9 protein-coding genes, 2 tRNA genes and 3 rRNA genes are annotated in these 18,794 nt (G+C 36.4%); 9 read left to right on the top strand and 5 right to left on the bottom strand.

The annotated features are described in order from the left end of the window. The first annotated feature begins 146 nt into the window (after positions 1-146). The 4 genes from LSO06_RS02185 to LSO06_RS02170 all read left to right on the top strand — a co-directional run bounded on the left by LSO06_RS02185 (position 147) and on the right by LSO06_RS02170 (position 4,995). Positions 147-1,683 (top strand): 16S ribosomal RNA (locus LSO06_RS02185). Positions 1,684-1,756: 73 nt separating this feature from the next. Further along, positions 1,757-1,830 (top strand) — tRNA-Ala (locus LSO06_RS02180). Positions 1,831-2,119: 289 nt separating this feature from the next. Then, positions 2,120-3,661, top strand: coding sequence for an alpha-glucoside-specific PTS transporter subunit IIBC (locus LSO06_RS02175; protein ID WP_231760443.1), 1,542 nt, complete (start codon positions 2,120-2,122; stop codon positions 3,659-3,661). Then, complete coding sequence (locus LSO06_RS02170) at positions 3,658-4,995, top strand: 6-phospho-alpha-glucosidase (protein WP_231760442.1); 1,338 nt, start codon at positions 3,658-3,660, stop codon at positions 4,993-4,995. The genes LSO06_RS02175 and LSO06_RS02170 overlap by 4 nt, the downstream gene beginning before the upstream one ends. 44 nt (positions 4,996-5,039) lie before the next feature. Here LSO06_RS02170 and LSO06_RS02165 read toward each other — a convergent pair. The 4 genes from LSO06_RS02165 to hpt form a co-directional block, all read right to left on the bottom strand. Further along, positions 5,040-5,113: transfer RNA gene (locus tag LSO06_RS02165), tRNA-Ile, on the bottom strand. 303 nt (positions 5,114-5,416) lie between these two features. Then, on the bottom strand, positions 5,417-6,811 hold the full coding sequence (gene purB / locus LSO06_RS02160; RefSeq protein WP_231760441.1) for an adenylosuccinate lyase: 1,395 nt from the start codon (positions 6,809-6,811) through the stop codon (positions 5,417-5,419). Further along, positions 6,796-8,076: an adenylosuccinate synthase gene (locus tag LSO06_RS02155; protein ID WP_231760440.1), complete on the bottom strand. Its 1,281-nt coding sequence runs from the start codon at positions 8,074-8,076 to the stop codon at positions 6,796-6,798. Before LSO06_RS02155 ends, purB begins: the two co-directional genes overlap by 16 nt. Before the next feature lie 9 nt (positions 8,077-8,085). Then, a complete protein-coding gene (gene hpt / locus LSO06_RS02150) occupies positions 8,086-8,610 on the bottom strand; it encodes a hypoxanthine phosphoribosyltransferase (protein ID WP_231760439.1) in 525 nt (174 codons plus the stop codon). A gap of 142 nt (positions 8,611-8,752) precedes the next feature. Here hpt and LSO06_RS02145 point away from each other — a divergent pair, with 142 nt between their 5' ends. Next, the gene (locus LSO06_RS02145; RefSeq protein ID WP_231760438.1) at positions 8,753-9,595 is read left to right on the top strand and encodes a Cof-type HAD-IIB family hydrolase; all 843 of its coding nucleotides are present in this window, start codon (positions 8,753-8,755) and stop codon (positions 9,593-9,595) included. Between the two features lie 21 nt (positions 9,596-9,616). On the opposite strand, the gene LSO06_RS02140 is transcribed toward LSO06_RS02145, so the two are convergent. Beyond that, positions 9,617-10,099: a hypothetical protein gene (locus LSO06_RS02140; RefSeq protein ID WP_231760437.1), complete on the bottom strand. Its 483-nt coding sequence runs from the start codon at positions 10,097-10,099 to the stop codon at positions 9,617-9,619. Positions 10,100-10,304: 205 nt separating this feature from the next. On the opposite strand from LSO06_RS02140, the gene LSO06_RS02135 reads away from it, so the two are divergent. The 4 genes from LSO06_RS02135 to LSO06_RS02120 all read left to right on the top strand — a co-directional run bounded on the left by LSO06_RS02135 (position 10,305) and on the right by LSO06_RS02120 (position 18,792). Then, positions 10,305-13,240, top strand: a 23S ribosomal RNA gene (locus LSO06_RS02135). Between the two features lie 23 nt (positions 13,241-13,263). Continuing rightward, a 5S ribosomal RNA gene (gene rrf / locus LSO06_RS02130) occupies positions 13,264-13,374 on the top strand. Between the two features lie 148 nt (positions 13,375-13,522). Next, positions 13,523-17,863 (top strand): response regulator, encoded by a 4,341-nt coding sequence (locus LSO06_RS02125; RefSeq protein WP_476375330.1) that lies wholly within the window; start codon positions 13,523-13,525, stop codon positions 17,861-17,863. Beyond that, complete coding sequence (locus LSO06_RS02120) at positions 17,863-18,792, top strand: diguanylate cyclase (protein ID WP_231760435.1); 930 nt, start codon at positions 17,863-17,865, stop codon at positions 18,790-18,792. The genes LSO06_RS02125 and LSO06_RS02120 overlap by 1 nt, the downstream gene beginning before the upstream one ends. Positions 18,793-18,794 lie beyond the last annotated feature (2 nt).

Raw genomic sequence — 18,794 nt, 5'->3', positions numbered from 1 at the left:
ATAAATTTCAAGTATTGACAAAGATTAATGTATATTATAGAGTAATAAGAGTTGAAATTAAGGATTGGAAGAAAAGAGAAGGGAAGAGTTAAGTAAGGTTTAAAGCCGAATATGATAACCTGTTGATTTTAAATAAAAAGATAAAAATAACGAAGAGTTTGATCCTGGCTTAGAACTAACGCTGGCAGTGCGTCTTAAGCATGCAAGTCAAACGGGATGTAGCAATACATTCAGTGGCGGACGGGTGAGTAACGCGTGGATAATCTACCTATGAGATGGGGATAACTATTAGAAATAGTAGCTAATACCGAATAAGGTCAGTCGAGCTGTCGATTGATGAAAGGAAGCCTTTAAAGCTTCGCTTGTAGATGAGTCTGCGTCTTATTAGCTAGTTGGTAGGGTAAGGGCCTACCAAGGCTATGATAAGTAACCGGCCTGAGAGGGTGAACGGTCACACTGGAACTGAGATACGGTCCAGACTCCTACGGGAGGCAGCAGCTAAGAATCTTCCGCAATGGGCGAAAGCCTGACGGAGCGACACTGCGTGAATGATGAAGGTCGAAAGATTGTAAAATTCTTTTATAAGTGAGGAATAATCTTTGTAGGAAATGACAAAGAGATGACGTTAATTTAGGAATAAGCCCCGGCTAATTACGTGCCAGCAGCCGCGGTAATACGTAAGGGGCGAGCGTTGTTCGGGATTATTGGGCGTAAAGGGTGAGTAGGCGGATATACAAGTCTATGCGTAAAATACCACGGCTCAACTGTGGGAATATGCTGGAAACTGTGTATCTTGAGTCTGATAGGGGAAGTTAGAATTCCTGGTGTAAGGGTGGAATCTGTTGATATCAGGAAGAATACCAGAGGCGAAGGCGAACTTCTGGGTCAAGACTGACGCTGAGTCACGAAAGCGTAGGGAGCAAACAGGATTAGATACCCTGGTAGTCTACGCTGTAAACGATGCACACTTGGTGTTAACCGAAAGGTTGGTACCGAAGCTAACGTGTTAAGTGTGCCGCCTGGGGAGTATGCTCGCAAGAGTGAAACTCAAAGGAATTGACGGGGGCCCGCACAAGCGGTGGAGCATGTGGTTTAATTCGATGATACGCGAGGAACCTTACCAGGGCTTGACATATATAGGATATGGTTAGAGATAACTAGTCCCCGTTTGGGGTCTATATACAGGTGCTGCATGGTTGTCGTCAGCTCGTGCTGTGAGGTGTTGGGTTAAGTCCCGCAACGAGCGCAACCCTTATTGTCTGTTACCAGCATGTAAAGATGGGGACTCAGACAAGACTGCCGGTGATAAGCCGGAGGAAGGTGAGGATGACGTCAAATCATCATGGCCCTTATGTCCTGGGCTACACACGTGCTACAATGGCCTGTACAAAGCGATGCGAAGCAGTGATGTGAAGCAAAACGCATAAAGCAGGTCTCAGTCCAGATTGAAGTCTGCAACTCGACTTCATGAAGTTGGAATCGCTAGTAATCGTATATCAGAATGATACGGTGAATACGTTCTCGGGCCTTGTACACACCGCCCGTCACACCACCCGAGTTGAGGATACCCGAAGCTATTGTTCTAACCCGTAAGGGAGGAAGGTGTCTAAGGTATGTTTAGTGAGGGGGGTGAAGTCGTAACAAGGTAGCCGTACTGGAAAGTGCGGCTGGATCACCTCCTTTCTAAGAGAAAGAATTTAATTAAGTAAAGTAGGTATTGATTTAACTCTTCCTTTGTCTTTTTGAAGGCTTTTTTGGGGGTTTAGCTCAGTTGGCTAGAGCATCGGCTTTGCAAGCCGAGGGTCAAGGGTTCGAGTCCCTTAACCTCCATTTTTGTTGGGATTGGGGGTTGGGTCTGTGGTGTTGAGTTTCTAGATTTGGTTAACAGGGCGGTTTTTGAGTGGCTGTGAATCAGAAAAGAGCCTTTTAGGCGGTTCTTTTTTAATTTGCAGCCGTTTTTGTGTGTTGTTGACAAAAGCGTTGTTGACAAAAGCAAAGAATACCTTTATTCTGGTATAAGTTATTTAATCTTATTAAATAACTTATACCAGAATAAAGGTATTAAATTATTATAGATTTTTATGGTAATTGTTGTTATTCAATAATAGGAGTTTCGTTTATGGTACAAACAATGCAAAAGTTCGGAAGTGCAATGGTTATTCCTGCTTTGTTTTTTGCTCTATTTGGGTTGGTAGTAGGAGTGTCATCTGTATTTTTGGTTGGAGCAAGTCCTGGGGTTTGGAGAGATTTTTGGTGGATGGTAGGGGAAGGTGGTTGGACAATTTTTAGACAAATGCCTTTGCTTTTTGCTGCTGCCTTGCCAATAAGCTTAGCAAAGAAAGCTTCTGCTAGAGCTTGTATTGAATCTTTCCTTGCATTTTTACTTTTTAATTATTTTATTGCGGCTATTTTAAGTCTTTACGGACAATCTTTTGGGGTTGATTATTCTATGGATCCAGGAGGGACCAGTGGACTTACTATGCTAGCTAATATTAAAACACTGGATACTAGTATATTTGGGGCAATTACAGTTTCATGCATCATTATCTATTTGCACAATAGGTATTTTGATGTCAAGTTTTCTCCTTATTTTCAAATTTTTTCAGGTAGTAATTATATAGTAGCCCTAAGCTTTTTAACAATGCTACCCTTAGCGGTAATTTTTTGTATTATATGGCCTAGAATACAAATGGGAATTGCAGGTTTGCAAGGGGTAATGGCCTATTCAGGAGCTTTTGGGGTATGGCTTTACACATTCCTAGAGAGAGTTTTAATTCCCTTTGGATTTCATCACTTTATTTATCAACCATTTATATTTGGCCCAGCTGTTGTTGATGATGGAATTTTAAAGTATTGGGCTGAACATATTCAAGAGTTTTCTCAAAGTACTATTCCTCTTAAAGAATTGTTTCCAGGAGGTGGGTTTGCCCTTCATGGAAATTCTAAGGTGTTTGGTGTGCTTGGGCTTTCTTTAGCTATGTATTACACTGCGAAAGAAGATAAGAGAAAGGCTTTGAAAGGTTTGTTAGTCCCTGCAGCTCTTACCTCAATGATTAATGGAATAACAGAACCAATTGAGTTTACATTCCTTTTTGCTGCTCCCGCACTGTTTGTTCTGCATTCTGTCTTTGCAGGGTGCATGTCCGCCATTATGTATTCGTTTGGTCTTGTAGGTAACATGGGCACCGGGATAATTGATTTTGCATTGTTAAATTGGATTCCTATGTGGAAGAATCACCCCGGGCCTTATGTGGCGCAGATTATTATTGGTAGCGTTTTTACAGTTATTTATTTCTTTTCATTTAAATACTTAATATTGAAGTTTAATTTCAAGACACCTGGTAGATGGGAAGACGATACTCCTGTTAAACTACATACTAAAAGGGATTATATCGGAGATCAACGCAGACATCAGTCTTTAAGCATAATTCATATGTTGGGAGGGAAATCCAATATTGAAGATATTAGCAACTGTGCCACAAGACTAAGAATTACTGTTAAAGATGTTAATAAAGTTCATCCTGATGAAAGCTTTAAAAAACATGGCGTTAAGGGAATATTTAAGACAAATAATTATTTTCAAATTGTCATTGGACTTGATGTTCCAATATTAAGAGAGGAGATAGAATCTATTCTTGATAGTAAAGAGGAGGAAGTATGAAAAAAAAATTTAATATTGTGATTGCTGGGGGAGGAAGTACCTTTACTCCGGGTATAGTGTTGATGTTGCTTGATCATCTTGATGAGTTTCCCATTGGGCATATTAAGCTTTATGATATTGATAGTGAGCGTCAAGATATTGTCGGTAGAGCTTGCAAGGTATTAATTAGGGAGAGATATCCCGATGTAAAGTTTTCTTATACCACAGATCCAAGAGAAGCTTTTAGTGATGTTGATTTTGTAATGGCGCATATTCGAGTTGGTAAATACGAGATGAGAGAACTTGATGAAACAATTCCTCTTAAGCATGGAGTTGTTGGACAAGAAACATGCGGACCTGGCGGTATTGCTTATGGTATGCGTTCAATTGGAGGAGTTATTGAACTTGTTGATTACATGGAAAAATATTCACCTCATGCTTGGATGCTAAATTACTCCAATCCTGCTGCAATTGTTGCGGAGGCTACAAGGTGCCTCCGCCCTAAATCTAGGATATTAAATATTTGTGATATGCCAGTTGGAATAGAGAATAGATTTGTTGAGATTTTAAGATTAAAATCTAGAAAAGAATTGGTTGTAAGATACTATGGTCTTAATCATTTTGGTTGGTGGAATGAGGTTAGACATGTAAACGGTGATGATTTGATGCCAAAATTAATAGAGCATGTAAAAGAGCATGGGTATCTTTCAGGAAGAGAGGCCGAGACAGGACAGCATATTGACGAAAGTTGGACTTCAACATTTAGCAAAGTAAAAGATGTGGTTGCCCTTGATCCAACTACTTTGCCGAATACTTATTTGAAATATTATTTGTATAGCGACTATGAGCTTACGCACACCGACCCTACCAAAACAAGAGTTAAAGAGGTAAAGGAGGGCAGAGAAGCTAAAGTTTTTGGAGAATGTAAGAGAATAGCTGAAAATAATACTGCTGTTGGTACTACCATTGAGATAGATGAGCATGCATCCTACATCGTTGATCTTGCTCGAGCAATAGCTTTTAATACAGGCGAAAGGATGCTTTTGATTGTTGAAAATAATGGAGCCGTTGAAAATTTTGATCCTACTGCTATGGTGGAAGTTCCCTGTATTGTTGGTTCTAATGGCCCTGAGCGTATATGTATGGGAAGAATACCTCAGTTTCAAAAAGGACTTATGGAGCAACAGGTTTCTGTTGAAAAACTTACAGTTGAAGCTTGGAGGGAGAAATCATATTTAAAGTTATGGCAAGCTTTGACTATGTCTAGGATGGTACCAAGCGCAAGTGTTGCCAAGAAAATTCTTGATGATCTTATTAAGGCTAACAGAGGCTACTGGCCGGAATTGAAGAAATAAGAAGCAGGCCTTGGGTTTGCTTCTCATTTGCGAAATCAAAAAATTGGGACCAGGATGAGTTGAACATCCGACCTCAGGTTTATCAGACCTGCGCTCTAACCACCTGAGCTATGATCCCCAAGATTTACTTACCTCTTAAGATTTTATTGAACTTTATTTTGTTTGTCAATATGAGTTTTATTTTTCTATGTAGGTAGCATTTGGTTCTTTTTTGGCAGGGAAATAGAAAGCGTGGAAAAATCATTGAATCGGGTGTGTTGAGAAGCAATAAAAGTAGTCTCTTTCATTACACGATGAAGAAGAAAATAAATCTCAAAAGTTATGTGTAGGACCAAGAAGAGCAAAATCGGATTGGAAAAATTTTGATAATCTTTAAGAGATTTTGTACAAAGGAAAGTGTAACTTCTTGCCTAAATAGAACTTATTTTTCTTCAAGAACAGGGGTTACTACTTCTTGAAGAAATTCTTCAACTTGGGAAGGTGCAAACCCTGTATTTTGATTTGAATTTAAGATCTCATCTATATCTGTAGACGTCAGTCTAAAACTTTTATCTTTAAGAATTAGCTTAATTAGGTCATCTTCATTTTTTCCTAAGTAAATACTCTCCCTCACTTGCATGGAGTAAGTTCTGAGTTTTTCATGCAGTGCTTGCCTGTCGCCGCCATTTTTGGCTGCTTTCATTAGTATGTCTTCTGTTAAGATAAATGGCATTTCTGTTTTTACATGTTGTTCAATTATCTTGTCATTTACTCTAATATTGTTAAATATTTTATTAAGTAATATCAAGATGGCGTCTGCTGCTAGGAATGCTTGGGGAATATTTAGCCTCTTGCAAGCCGAATCGTCTAGCGTCCGTTCAAGCCATTGGGTTGCAACTATAAACCCGCCACTTGTTTGTAAACTCATTATAAACTTGGCAAGAGAGGCTACCCTTTCGCTATGGATGGGGTTTCTTTTATAAGGCATTGCTGAGGAGCCTATTTGTTTTTCTTCAAAATGCTCTTCAATTTCTTTAAGATGTTGCATGAACCTAAGATCGTTAGTGATTTTATGTGCACTTTGAGCTAGGTTGCTTAGAAAGTTTAAAATTGATGAATCAATTTTTCGATCATAAGTTTGACTAGTTATTTTGTAAACTTTATCAAATCCCATTCTTTTAGCCACGCTTATGTCTAGGGTTTTTACTCTTTCAAAGTTAGATGATAGCAATTCTTTAAAGCTACTCTGATTACCCACAGTACCCTTTACTCCTCTGAAACACAGATTGGATAAAATAAAATCAAGTTCTTTAAGATCAAAGATCAAACTTTTAAGCCACAAGCTGCTTCTTTTGCCAAGGGTTGTTAATTGGGCCTCTTGTAAGTGTGTATAGGCAAGTGTTGTCAAATTTTTATATTTTATTGAAAAATTATTTAAAGTTTTAATGATACCTTTTAAATGATTTTTAAGAAGCAACAATGCTTCTTTTATTTGAATTAAATCTGTATTGTCCATTAAGAATGCACTTGTAGCGCCAAGATGTAAAATTTTTTTAGCATCCTTCCCAGCTGAATCAGCATACGCATAAAGATGAGCCATAACTTCATGTTTAAATTCTTCTTCATATTTTTCTACAACAGTAAAATCAATATTCTCAATATGTTTATGTAGTTTATCTATTTGTGCTTGGGTAATATCTACCCCTAATTCTTTTTGTGTTAGGGCCAAATTATACCAAAGCCTTCTCCACGTTGTATACTTAAATTCTGGTGAAAAAATGTAAAGCATTTCTTTGCTTGAATATCTTGATTCTAAAGGGTTTACATACTTATCCATTCTTTATTCCTAAAAATGGTTTTTTCTCGTTCTTCCCCAAGGGAAATAATCGAGATTTGAACTCCAACTTCTCTTTCAATGAATTCGATGTACTCTCTAGCCTCAATTGGTAAATCTTCATAACAGCTTATATCGCTAATATCTTGCTTAAATCCCTTAAAACTCTTATATACAGGTTTAGCCTTCTTTAATATTTCACAGGAAGTAGGTATATATTCATATATTCTTCCTTGATAATCATAGGCAACACAAATTTTGAGCTCTTCCATATCATTTAGGACGTCTAGTTTTGTTAAAGCTAAATGGTCTAATTCGTTAAGGTATGCAGATTTTTTGATAGTTAAAAGGTCAAGCCATCCAATCCGTCTGGGTCTTCCTGTGGTTGCCCCATATTCTTTTCCCTTTTCCCTAATTTTGTCTCCAGTAACAGAAATTTCACTCACAAATGGACCTTCCCCAACTCTTGACGAGAAAGCCTTTACTATTCCAATTTTTTGTTTTATTTTTGAAACAGGAATGCCACACCCTACGGACGCTGTGATTAATGTACTACTTGATGTTACAAATGGAAATGTTCCATGCTCAATATCAAGCATTGTGCCCTGTGCTCCTTCTATTAATATGTTCTTTTCAGAAACCAGAGCTTCTTTTAATATTTCCTCTGTGTTTGTGATTATAGGTTGAAGAATTGCTATATATTCCTTGTAGCTACTTAGGATATCGACGTAATTTAAAGGTTTCTCGCCGTATATCTTTTCTGTAATTTTGTTTTTTTCATCCAAATTTGCCTTTAGTTTTTTTTCAAAAATTTCCATACTAAGTAGGTCAACAGCTCTTATGCTCGTTCTATTTATTTTATCAGCATAACAGGGCCCAATTCCCTTTTTAGTAGTTCCGATTTTGTCATGACCCTTTTTTTGTTCGCTAAGCTCGTCAATTTTAATGTGATAGGGCATTATTATGTGAGCTTTATCGCTGATTAGTATTTTTGTTTTAATGTTGTTTTGTTTGAGTATCTCAATCTCTTCTATCAGAACTTTTGGATCAAATACTACCCCAGGACCAATTATGCAATTTGATCCCTGTAAGGCACCAGAAGGTAACAGATGAAAAACAAATTTTTTATTATTGACAACGATTGTATGCCCAGCATTATTGCCTCCGTTAAATCTTACAACGTAGTCTGCCCTTGCCGAGAGAAAATCTATAATCTTTCCCTTTCCTTCATCTCCCCATTGAGTACCAATGACCGCATAAACTGACATCTTTGTCTCCTATTTGTTTATTTTTGATACATCCTTTAAGGTTCTGTGTTTTTCATTAAAATCAATACCATAGCCAACTATGAAATGATTATCAATCTCAAATCCCACATAGTCTATGTGTAATTTTGTTAATCTTTTAGATGGCTTATTGAAAAGAGCACAAGTTTTAATCTCTTTAGGATTCTTTGTTTTTAAATGTTCAATAATTTTTTTATAGGTTAATCCGGTATCTACAATGTCGTCAAAGAGTATTACGTAGCAGTTTTCTATGTTAATGTCAATATCTTTCTTTATTGTCACTTTTAGTGAAGAGTGATCTTTAGTGCCATAACTTGAAGCTTGTAGAAAATCTATTTTTACATTAAGTCCAATCTCTCTTGTAATATCTGCAAAAAATATAAATGAGCCTTTAAGAAGAGATATAAAAACTACATTATTCTCGTCCTTGTAATAATCTCTAATATCCTGAGCTAACTCTTTAATTCTACTTCCTATTCTCTCCGCTGAGAACAAAGTTGAAATTTGACCATTCATTAAGCTTATATTTGACTCTCTGTTCGTAATTTCTACTATTCCAATTGTATTTTTTTTATCAATTTAATTCAAGTTAAATTATCGCTATGATTCGTAGCCAATAGTAAGTATGATATTATGTACCTCAAAGAGAGATTTGTACATGAATTCTAATTATCAAAAATATAAGATGCTAGTCTTTGATCTTGATGGGACTTTACTTAACAACGAGCACAGGATTACCCCATTGACTCTTAAAGTTCTTTCAGAACTGAGGAATGATTTTCGTATAATTATTGCTACCGGTAGGAGATTAGGTGAAATTAAGGATGTTATGTTGCAACTTAAAGAAATTGATATTGAAAAGGGGTATATGATAACGGCCAACGGTGCTGAGGTGTTTTTGCAGAATAATTTAATCTTGAGGTACAAGATAGAATATGACCTAGTAAGAGAAATTCTTAAGCTTGATAGGGGAGAGATTGATATTAATCTTTATACTTTAACCGATTGGTATTCCGATAGAGAAATTAGGAGTCCAATTATGAATTACTTTATTAGTAATTTAGAGGTAAGGCCTATTATTACTGATCTATTTTCTCTCCAAGTGGATTCTTTTTCTAAAATAGTTTACTTTTCTCAAGACTTTGTAGCTCTTGAAAATTTTGGGAATATAATAAGAGAGAAAAATTTCAAGGACGTACATGTATTTTATTCTGCGCGAGATCTTTTAGAAATTACAAACGCAGACGCTAACAAGTATAATGCCGTTAAAAATATTGCCTTCCTTGAAAGTGTCGATATTGAGGATATCTTAGCATTTGGAGATAACGGCAATGATTACGAAATGTTAAAAAACGTCGGAAAAGGTATTGTAATGAGGAATGCAAACGAATTTGTTAGAATTAATTTATCAAATAACGAGATTACAAAATTCAGCAATGATGAAGACGGAGTCGCTAAATTCTTAATTGACTTTTTTAATCTTGACATTAGTTTTATCTAGCCATTAAAATTTGGATGTTATTTATTTCATGTCTTGATTTTGTTGAATGTAGTTGTCATAAGCATTTTTTATACTCTCTGCTCCATTATATAAAATAGAGATTTCGGTCATTAATGGGATGAAATGCGACTTTTTTTCATCTAATGTGTATTGATGATAGACGTCATCCCTGATGAATAGGGTTTTGTTGTAATTTTCCAGTTTTTTTTCTAATTCGTCTTCTATAAATTGTTTGTCTTCTGCGGGCATTTTGCTTAAAAACTCAATATGATTTTTTTCAATTATTTTTTTTGTAATAGTCAACCAATTGATTAACTCTTTAGCATATCCTTCAGCGTATCTTTTTAAATTCTCAATTTCTTCCTCGTTTGTGTTTGTTTCTAAAAAAATTATTTTAGTAAGACTTTCTTCTTCGCCTTTTGGTATTTCGGGTATATCTTTCGGTGTTGAGGTACAATTCAAAATGAGTAAGTATAATATTAGGCTGATTATTTTTTTGTGCATGTCTACTCCTTGCTAGTTAATTGTAGCATTTGGTAGGCTGTTTTTAGTGTTTTGTTTTATGAATTTGGACTGTTATATGCGTTCTTTGAAAATTATTTGATAAAAACATTTTGAGGGTATTGACATAGAAAAAGTAAAGGTATATATTAGTTTGTGTTGCGTAAGTGATTGGAATTGGCAATTTAGAGACGGAAGATAAAAATATGGTCAAAGTAATAAAGAGTCTATGGTGGATGCCTAGGAGCTTTAAGGCGAAGAAGGTCGTGGTAAGCTGCGAAAAGCTTGGGGGAGAAGCAAACATTTTATGATCCCAAGATTACCGAATGGAGTAATCCGATTAGCTAGATGCTAATCATCTACTGCGTAGGTGGTAGAGGCTATACCAGGGGAAGTGAACCATCTAAGTACCCTGAGGAAAAGAAATCAAAGAGATTCCCTGAGTAGCGGCGAGCGAAAGGGGAGTAGCCCAAACTTTGGATGTGCCAAGCTGCAGAGCGTTGCATTCGGAGGGTTGTAGGACACTTGAAGTTTAGTCTGTGATAAACTGAGAAGTTACAAAATATTTGCATAGAAGAATAATCTGGAAAGATTAGCCAGAGAAGGTGATAGCCCTGTAATTTAAATGTAGATATCTTCTTAAAGATGTTCCTGAGTAGGACGAGACACGAGAAACCTTGTCTGAAGCTGGGGAGACCACTCTCCAAGGCTAAATACTAGAAAGCTACCGATAGTGAAGAGTACCGTGAGGGAAAGGTGAAAAGAACCCCGGGAGGGGAGTGAAATAGAACTGAAACCGTAGACTTACAAGCAGTCAGAGCCATGATTTATTCATGGTGATGGCGTGCCTTTTGCATAATGAACCTGCGAGTTATCATGTCTAGCAAGGTTAAGGCATAGAAGTGCTGGAGCCTGAGCGAAAGCGAGTCTTAAAAGGGCGATTTAGTTAGATGTGGTAGACCCGAAGCCGAGTGATCTATTTATGGCCAGGCTGAAGCTTGGGTGAAACCAAGTGGAGGGCCGAACCCTAGTCTGTTTAAAAAGGCAGGGATGAGTTGTGAATAGGAGTGAAAGGCTAAACAAACTCGGAGATAGCTGGTTCTCCCCGAAATGGATTTAAGTTCAGCCTTATTTTAGTGCAGTAGAGGTAGAGCACTAATTGAGCTAGGGCCTGTCAAAGGGTACCAAACTCAGTTAAACTCCGAATGCTATTGTATGATGAATAGGAGTGAGACTATGGGCGATAAGGTCCATGGTCGAGAGGGAAACAACCCAGATCAACAGCTAAGGTCTCAAAAATGTGTTAAGTGGAAAAGGAGGTTTAGGTACGTAGACAGCCAGGAGGTTGGCTTAGAAGCAGCCATACCTTTAAAGAGTGCGTAATAGCTCACTGGTCGAGTACTTAAGCGCCGACAATGTAACGGGGCTAAACACATTACCGAAGCTTTGGATTCTAATTTAGGTTAGAGTGGTAGGGGAGCGTTCTGTAAGCCTGAGAAGTTAAACTGAGAGGTTTGATGGAGGTATCAGAAGTGAGAATGCAGGTATGAGTAACGAAAAAATGGGTGAGATCCCCATTCGCCGAAAACCTAAGGTTTCCTGGGTGAAGGTCGTCTTCCCAGGGTTAGTCGGCCCCTAAGGCAAAGCTGAAAAGTGAAGTCGATGGGAAACGGGTTAATATTCCCGTACCTCTTATAGTTTCGATTGGAGTGACGCATGAGGTTAACTACTGCTAGGCGATGGTTGTCCTAGTTTAAGCATTGAGGTGTTGATTTTAGTAGGAAAATCCGCTAGGAGAGCTGAGATGTGATGATGAGTGTTGTTTAGGCAGCGCGAAATGTAGGTAGTCAAGGTGCCAAGAAATAACTTCTAAGGTTAGGCTATAAGGGACCGTACCGCAAACCGACACAGGTAGGTGGGATGAAAATTCTAAGGCGCGCGAGAGAATCCACGTTAAGGAACTCTGCAAAATACGTACGTAACTTCGGGATAAGTACGACCTAAGAGATTAGGTAGCATAAAAATGGTCCAAACGACTGTTTACCAAAAACACAGGTCTCTGCAAATCTGTAAAGAGAAGTATAGGGACTGACACCTGCCCGGTGCTGGAAGGTTAAGAGGAGATGTTAGTGTAAAAGCGAGGCATTGAATTCAAGCCCCAGTAAACGGCGGCCGTAACTATAACGGTCCTAAGGTAGCGAAATTCCTTGTCGGGTAAGTTCCGACCCGCACGAATGGTGTAACGATTTGGACGCTGTCTCAACGTGGAGCTCGGTGAAATTGAAGTATCGGTGAAGATGCCGATTACTTGTGGTTAGACGGAAAGACCCCGTGAACCTTTACTATAGCTTGGTATTGAAATTTGGTTAAGTATGTGTAGGATAGGTGGGAGACTTTGAAGCTATCTCGTTAGGGGTAGTGGAGTCGATCTTGAAATACCACCCTTGTTTAATTAAGTTTCTAACTCATAGTGATATGAGGAGAGTGCCAGGTGGGTAGTTTGACTGGGGCGGTCGCCTCCTAAAGAGTAACGGAGGTGCGCAAAGGTTACCTTAGAGTGGTTGGAAATCACTCTGTAAGTGTAAAGGCATAAGGTAGCTTAACTGTGAGACTGACAAGTCGAACAGATACGAAAGTAGGTCTTAGTGGTCTGGCGGTGGCGAGTGGAAGCGCCGTCACTTAACGAATAAAAGGTACTCCGGGGATAACAGGCTTATCCTCCCCAAGAGTTCACATCGACGGGAGGGTTTGGCACCTCGATGTCGGCTCATCGCATCCTAGGGCTGAAGCAGGTCCTAAGGGTATGGCTGTTCGCCATTTAAAGCGGTACGCGAGCTGGGTTCAGAACGTCGTGAGACAGTTTGGTCCCTATCTGCCACAAGCGTTGGATATTTGAGAGGAACTATCTTTAGTACGAGAGGACCGAGATGGACGAACCTCTAGTGTACCAGTTATCCTGCCAAGGGTAAGTGCTGGGTAGCTACGTTCGGAAGGGATAACCGCTGAAAGCATCTAAGTGGGAAGCCTTCCTCAAGATGAGATATCCTATGAGGGTCCTGGAAGAATACCAGGTTGATAGGTTAGAAGTGTAAGTATAGTAATATATTAAGCTGACTAATACTAATTACCCGAATCTTTGACCATATTTTTGTCTTCCTTATAAACACCCTGGTGGTTAAAGAAGGGAGGAAACACCTGTTATCATTCCGAACACAGAAGTTAAGCTCCCATTCGCTGATGGTACTGCGAGTTCGCGGGAGAGTAGGTTATTGCCAGGGTTTTTTGTTTTAATCTAGGTGTATGTGTTAGAAATGTGCGTAGTTTAAGTATCGTTTTTTTTTTTTTGATTTGTACGCTGTCCAGACCATAAAGTTTAAGCTTGTGGATCAATATTATCCTCTTTATTATAAAGATAGAGATGGCAATATGGTTGGCATGATTTTCCCTCTTCTTTCCAAGTGGGCGAAGGAACACAATTATGATATTAGTATAGGGTCCATTAATAGTCTTGATAAGAGTACAATTGAGGACGATGTAATCTATTTGGGCTTGACTTATAACTCAAATCTTAATGAATATCTTTATTTTAAAAATGAGATTGGTAAGTGTGTTGCTGCGTTGTATTACGATAAAAAAGAGGGCAAAAACAAGCCTGTCTCCTTTTTTTCAAATAACTTGAGAATAGGAGCTGTAAAGAACACGATATATGAAGATATTTTGAAATTTCATGGGCGTATTGATAATGTTTTTTTGTTTGAAGATATTGAAGAATTGCTTTCAGCGTTAAAAGATAATAAGGTTGATTTAGTGTATGGGAGTTGTAAATCACTGACTTGTGTATGGTATAAATCCTTTTACCCATATTTTATCGAACTTTTTAATTCAGACTATTTTCATAGTGTTAGTGTAAGGCTTGCTGTTAGTAAGAATGCTGTTAGTGACTTAAAAATTTTAAATGTTGATCTTTTAAGTTATATGAGATCGCTTTCTAGGGAAGAGTATAAATCTTTTAAGGAATTGGATATTTTATTTACTCTTGATATTGGAGTATACAGTGATTACCCCCCCTTAAGTTTTATTGATTCTCAAGGGCGACATTCAGGTATTTTAGTTGATTTATGGGAGGCCCTTTCTAGGGAGTACGGATTTAGAGTAAACTTTGTAGGATTTCCAAAAGAAAGCATTAAAAAAGGCCTAGACGATAAGAATGTATCTGTTTGGGGTGGTATTGTTAAGGGAAGTGGGGATGTTTTAAGTTCTAAAAATTACAAAGAGACTATTCCAATATACATGCTTGATTTCAAGCTTTATTTTACGAATGCCAAAAATAGCCAACGGGTTATAAATTCTCAAGTTATTGATTTTAATTTTGACAATATTGATTTAGATAGAAATACGGACATAGTAAACAATTTTTCAAGTGTAGTGAGTAATTCATATGGATTTGTAGAAAATTCTATAACCACAAGATATTTATTAAAAAGGCACGGATATAACAATATATTAAAATCAGAAGATCCAAATTTCAGTCAAAGGAGGTCTTTGGTATTTGCAACTAATAATAAAAGGTTTAGGTTGTTTTCATACATGCTTAATGCATTAATAGAAGACTTTTTTTTTGATACTTTATTACAAATAGATAACAATTGGCTTGATCAGGATGAAATTAAAGATTATCAAAGTAATGGATATGGTTATGTAGGTAAGAATGATTTCAATATTGAGGAGAAGATTTGGTTACTAAACAATAAGAAATTAAATCTTGCTGTAAAGAATTGGTATCCTATTGATTATTTTGATTCTGATAGTTACAGAGGGGTAAATGAGGAGTTAATTGATAAGATACAAAGATTGACAAATTTAAAATTCAATATACTTAGAGTGGATAAAAGAGATGAGATTGAAAATTTAATTAGTTTAGGAAAGGTGGATATATTAGCTACTAATTTAGAAGGGGAGTACCTGGATTATGTGTTTAACATTAAGACAAGTACTGGAATTCCACTTTATGTTTTTGCAAATAAGATCAAATTATTTCCTTTCAATTTTTATGATCGATGTGCAATACTTAAATTCTTATATACAGAGGAATTAAATTTTAAAGTAAAAACACAGTTAGTGCAGGTGGAAAGCTTTAAGGAGGCTTTAGAACTTCTTTATAGTGGTAAAGTTAGTGGTATTATTAGTGATGAGTATACTGCTGCTGTTAACTTTGGGGATTTAAATGTACAAGATGTTAAAAAGCTACCCACTTATATGGATTTAAAGTTTGATTTAAATGTTGCAGTATATAACCAAGATTACATTTTAAGAGGAATTGTACTAAAAAGTTTATTCCGTGCAAATGTTGATAACAGATTATATTTTGATGATTGGGTTTCTAATGTTTATGAGAGATCTAAGACTATGGGATTTAGGAAATTTTTAGGGACATCAATGGTTATTGGCATACTTCTTTTGACTATTTTTTTAATTTCCTTGTTTAGAATGGGCCAGCAGGCAAATTTTGGGAAGAAGATGTATTTTTCTGCAATAAGTGAAAAAAAAGTGGCTAAGAATGCTATTAATGCTAAAACTATCTTCGTTGCAAGCATGAGTCATGACATTCGTACTCCTGTTAATGGGATAGTAGCAGCTACTGAACTCTTGGACCGTACGGATCTTGTTGATATTCAAAGAGAATACGTTCAGATGATAAATTATTCATCTAAATCACTGCTCTCTTTAATCGATGATATATTATGCATTTCTAAAATAGACATGAATGGAATGTATATTGAAAATAATGATATAGATCTGGAGCGTGAAATTGAAAGTATTTTAAAGAGTTTTCAACCACAGAGTGCTAAACAGAATCTTGATTTAGTTTTTTATTCAAAATCTAATTTAGAAAATTACTTAATAGGCGATATTTCTAGGTTGAAACAAGTGCTTATCAATTTAATAGGAAATGCTTTTAAATTCACCAATGATGGGATCATAGTTTTAAATTACGAGAATGTGTACAGCACAAAGGATAGTAAAGGAGATGAAATAGTTACTGTTGAGTTTAAGGTAAGTGATACTGGAAGAGGAATTAAGCAACAAAGTATATCTGAGATATTTGAATTATTTAAGCAAGAGGATAACTCTGATGCAAGGATACATGGAGGTATTGGCCTTGGACTTGCAATTTCAAAGAAGCTTGTTAGTTTAATGGGAGGCCCTGGTATTGGGGTTGAGAGCCAAGTAGGTTCGGGAACAACTTTTTCTTTTATGTTGCCTTTCGTTTTGGGGAACAAGATTGAGGGTAGGGATAAAGAGTCAAATAGATTCGAGTTAGTAAGAGATAAAAAGATCTTAAACCTACTTTTAAGTAAAAAGGCCGTTAAGGTACTGAGTCAAATAAGTGAGATATTTAATTATAAAGAAAACGTACATCACTCTTGCTCTTATGGTGATGCTTATGAGATGTTTTATAAAAATCCTTGTTATGATTTTGTTTTTATAAACGTAACTAGTGCTGGGCTACCGGAAGGAATTAATTTTGCTAAAAAGATAGAAAGTTTAAGCTCCACTACAAGAATAGTTTTTGTGGTTCCTTATTTAACGAATAGTGAGATGATTGATCTTGAGTATGAATACATTCAAAGGCCTTACAGAAGGTGGGATTTTTATTCTGGTTGGATTAAAAATGGCTTGATTGCAGATGAGGTAATATTAAACGGCTTTAATGCTCTTAAAATAGGAGATAATATTCGTATTTTAATAGCTGAGGATAACGAAATTAATCAGAAAGTTTTAAAAAATGTTTTAGTTGCCATAGGAGTTAATGAGAATTCTATTGATATTGTGGACGATGGAGCTAATGCCATTGAAGCTTTAAGCAATAAGAGATATGACATAGCTTTTATTGATATAAGAATGCCAGTTTGTGATGGCTTTTCAGTTGCTAAGGCGGTACGTAAATTTGAGAGTCAAAATAACTTAAATCCATGTGTTTTAGTAGCTGTGACAGCGCATGCGTTAAGAGAATACAAAGATAGATGTTTTGATCATGGAATGAATGACTATATTGCAAAGCCAATACACATCAGGGCAATTCAGAATGTTTTGGCAAAGTATTTGCAGGTTGAGTTTAAGAGTGATAATAACCTAGAGGACAGCAACGACCAGGGTAGATATCCAAATTTCCCGCATTTAGACATTAAAAAAGCTTTAAAGGAGCTTGACATTTCGTATGATGTATATAGGGACTTGTGTAGAGGACTTGTTGATGTCATTGATAGTTTTATTAGTGAATTGGATATTGCCTTTAGTGTAGGAAATTTAGAATTGGTAAAAAGTATGGCACATTCGGTTTCCGGAGCGCTTGGCAATATGCGTAGTAGCTTGTTTAAAAAATTTAGGGAGATTGAGCTAAGCCAAAAGCCTGTTCATGAATTGGAAATGCTTTACTATGAAATACGTGAAGATTTGCTTTTGCTTATTAAAAATATAAAAACGCATATTTTAGAGGCTGTTGCTAGTGTTGTAAATCAGAAAAAATTAAATTTTAAGAGTAATGATGAATTTTTGTATCTTATGCGAAAGCTTTTACATGGAATAGAAAATAGAAATCCTAAAGAATATAGGGAAATACTTGAGATTCTTAAGAAGTATAATTTAGATGACGATAAGAGGGTATTATTTGATTCTCTTCTTAAAAATTTAAGGTTATATAAGTTTGAAGATAGTTCTAAAATTGTTCAACGTATGGTGGGGTTTATTAATACAGAGAAGACATGATGGAAGGGATAGTAATAGATGATTTGGAAGAAAATAGAGTTGAAGTTCAAAAATTACTTCTAGTAGATGATACTCCTACAAATTTAGATTTATTAATAGATATATTGCAAGATGAGTATGAAATTAGGGTTGCAGTAGATGGGTTTGATGCTTTAAAACAGGTTAAAATTGATAGCCCTGACCTTATTTTGCTTGATGTGTTGCTTCCAGATATTAGTGGTTATGAGGTTTGTAGAAGGCTTAAAGGTGATCCTGAAACAAGAGATATTCCTATAATTTTTATTAGTTCAAGAGATTCTACTGATGCTCAACTTGAAGGATTTAACGTTGGTGGGGTGGATTATATTTTAAAACCTTTTAATGCAAGGATTATTGATGCAAGGATTAAAACCCATCTTGAGCTTAAAAGACTTAGGGACCATTTTAAAAACCTTGCAAGGATTGATGGACTTACTCAAATTCCTAATAGGAGGTTCTTTACAGATAAATTTGCTAAATCTTGGATGAAGGCTTTGGAGCATAAAGAAAGGGTCATCGTGGGGATGTTGGATATTGATTATTTTAAAAAATATAATGATAACTACGGACATACCAATGGAGATGAATGTCTTAAGTTGATAGCAAAGAGCTTAAATAAAATTGCTATTAGATATAAAATATGGGTTGCTCGCTATGGGGGAGAGGAATTTATTTTATTTTCCGTTAATAAGACTTTAGAAGAGATTATCAGTATTGTTAATTTGATAATTGAAGATATTAGAAATTTGGAAATAGTTCATGAATACAACAGTGTTTCTGGTTTTGTTACAGTCTCAATCGGTCTTGCTGAGCAAGTACCTTGTGATACCAACTTCACTAACATCATTAAGCTTGCTGATGACAAATTATACGAAGCCAAGGTTTCTGGGCGAAATCAGTTTAAATATTGAAG

This window comes from Borrelia sp. RT5S, from assembly GCF_021165755.1.
Taxonomy (GTDB): domain Bacteria; phylum Spirochaetota; class Spirochaetia; order Borreliales; family Borreliaceae; genus Borrelia.
This window is presented reverse-complemented; position numbering and strand designations above follow the sequence as displayed.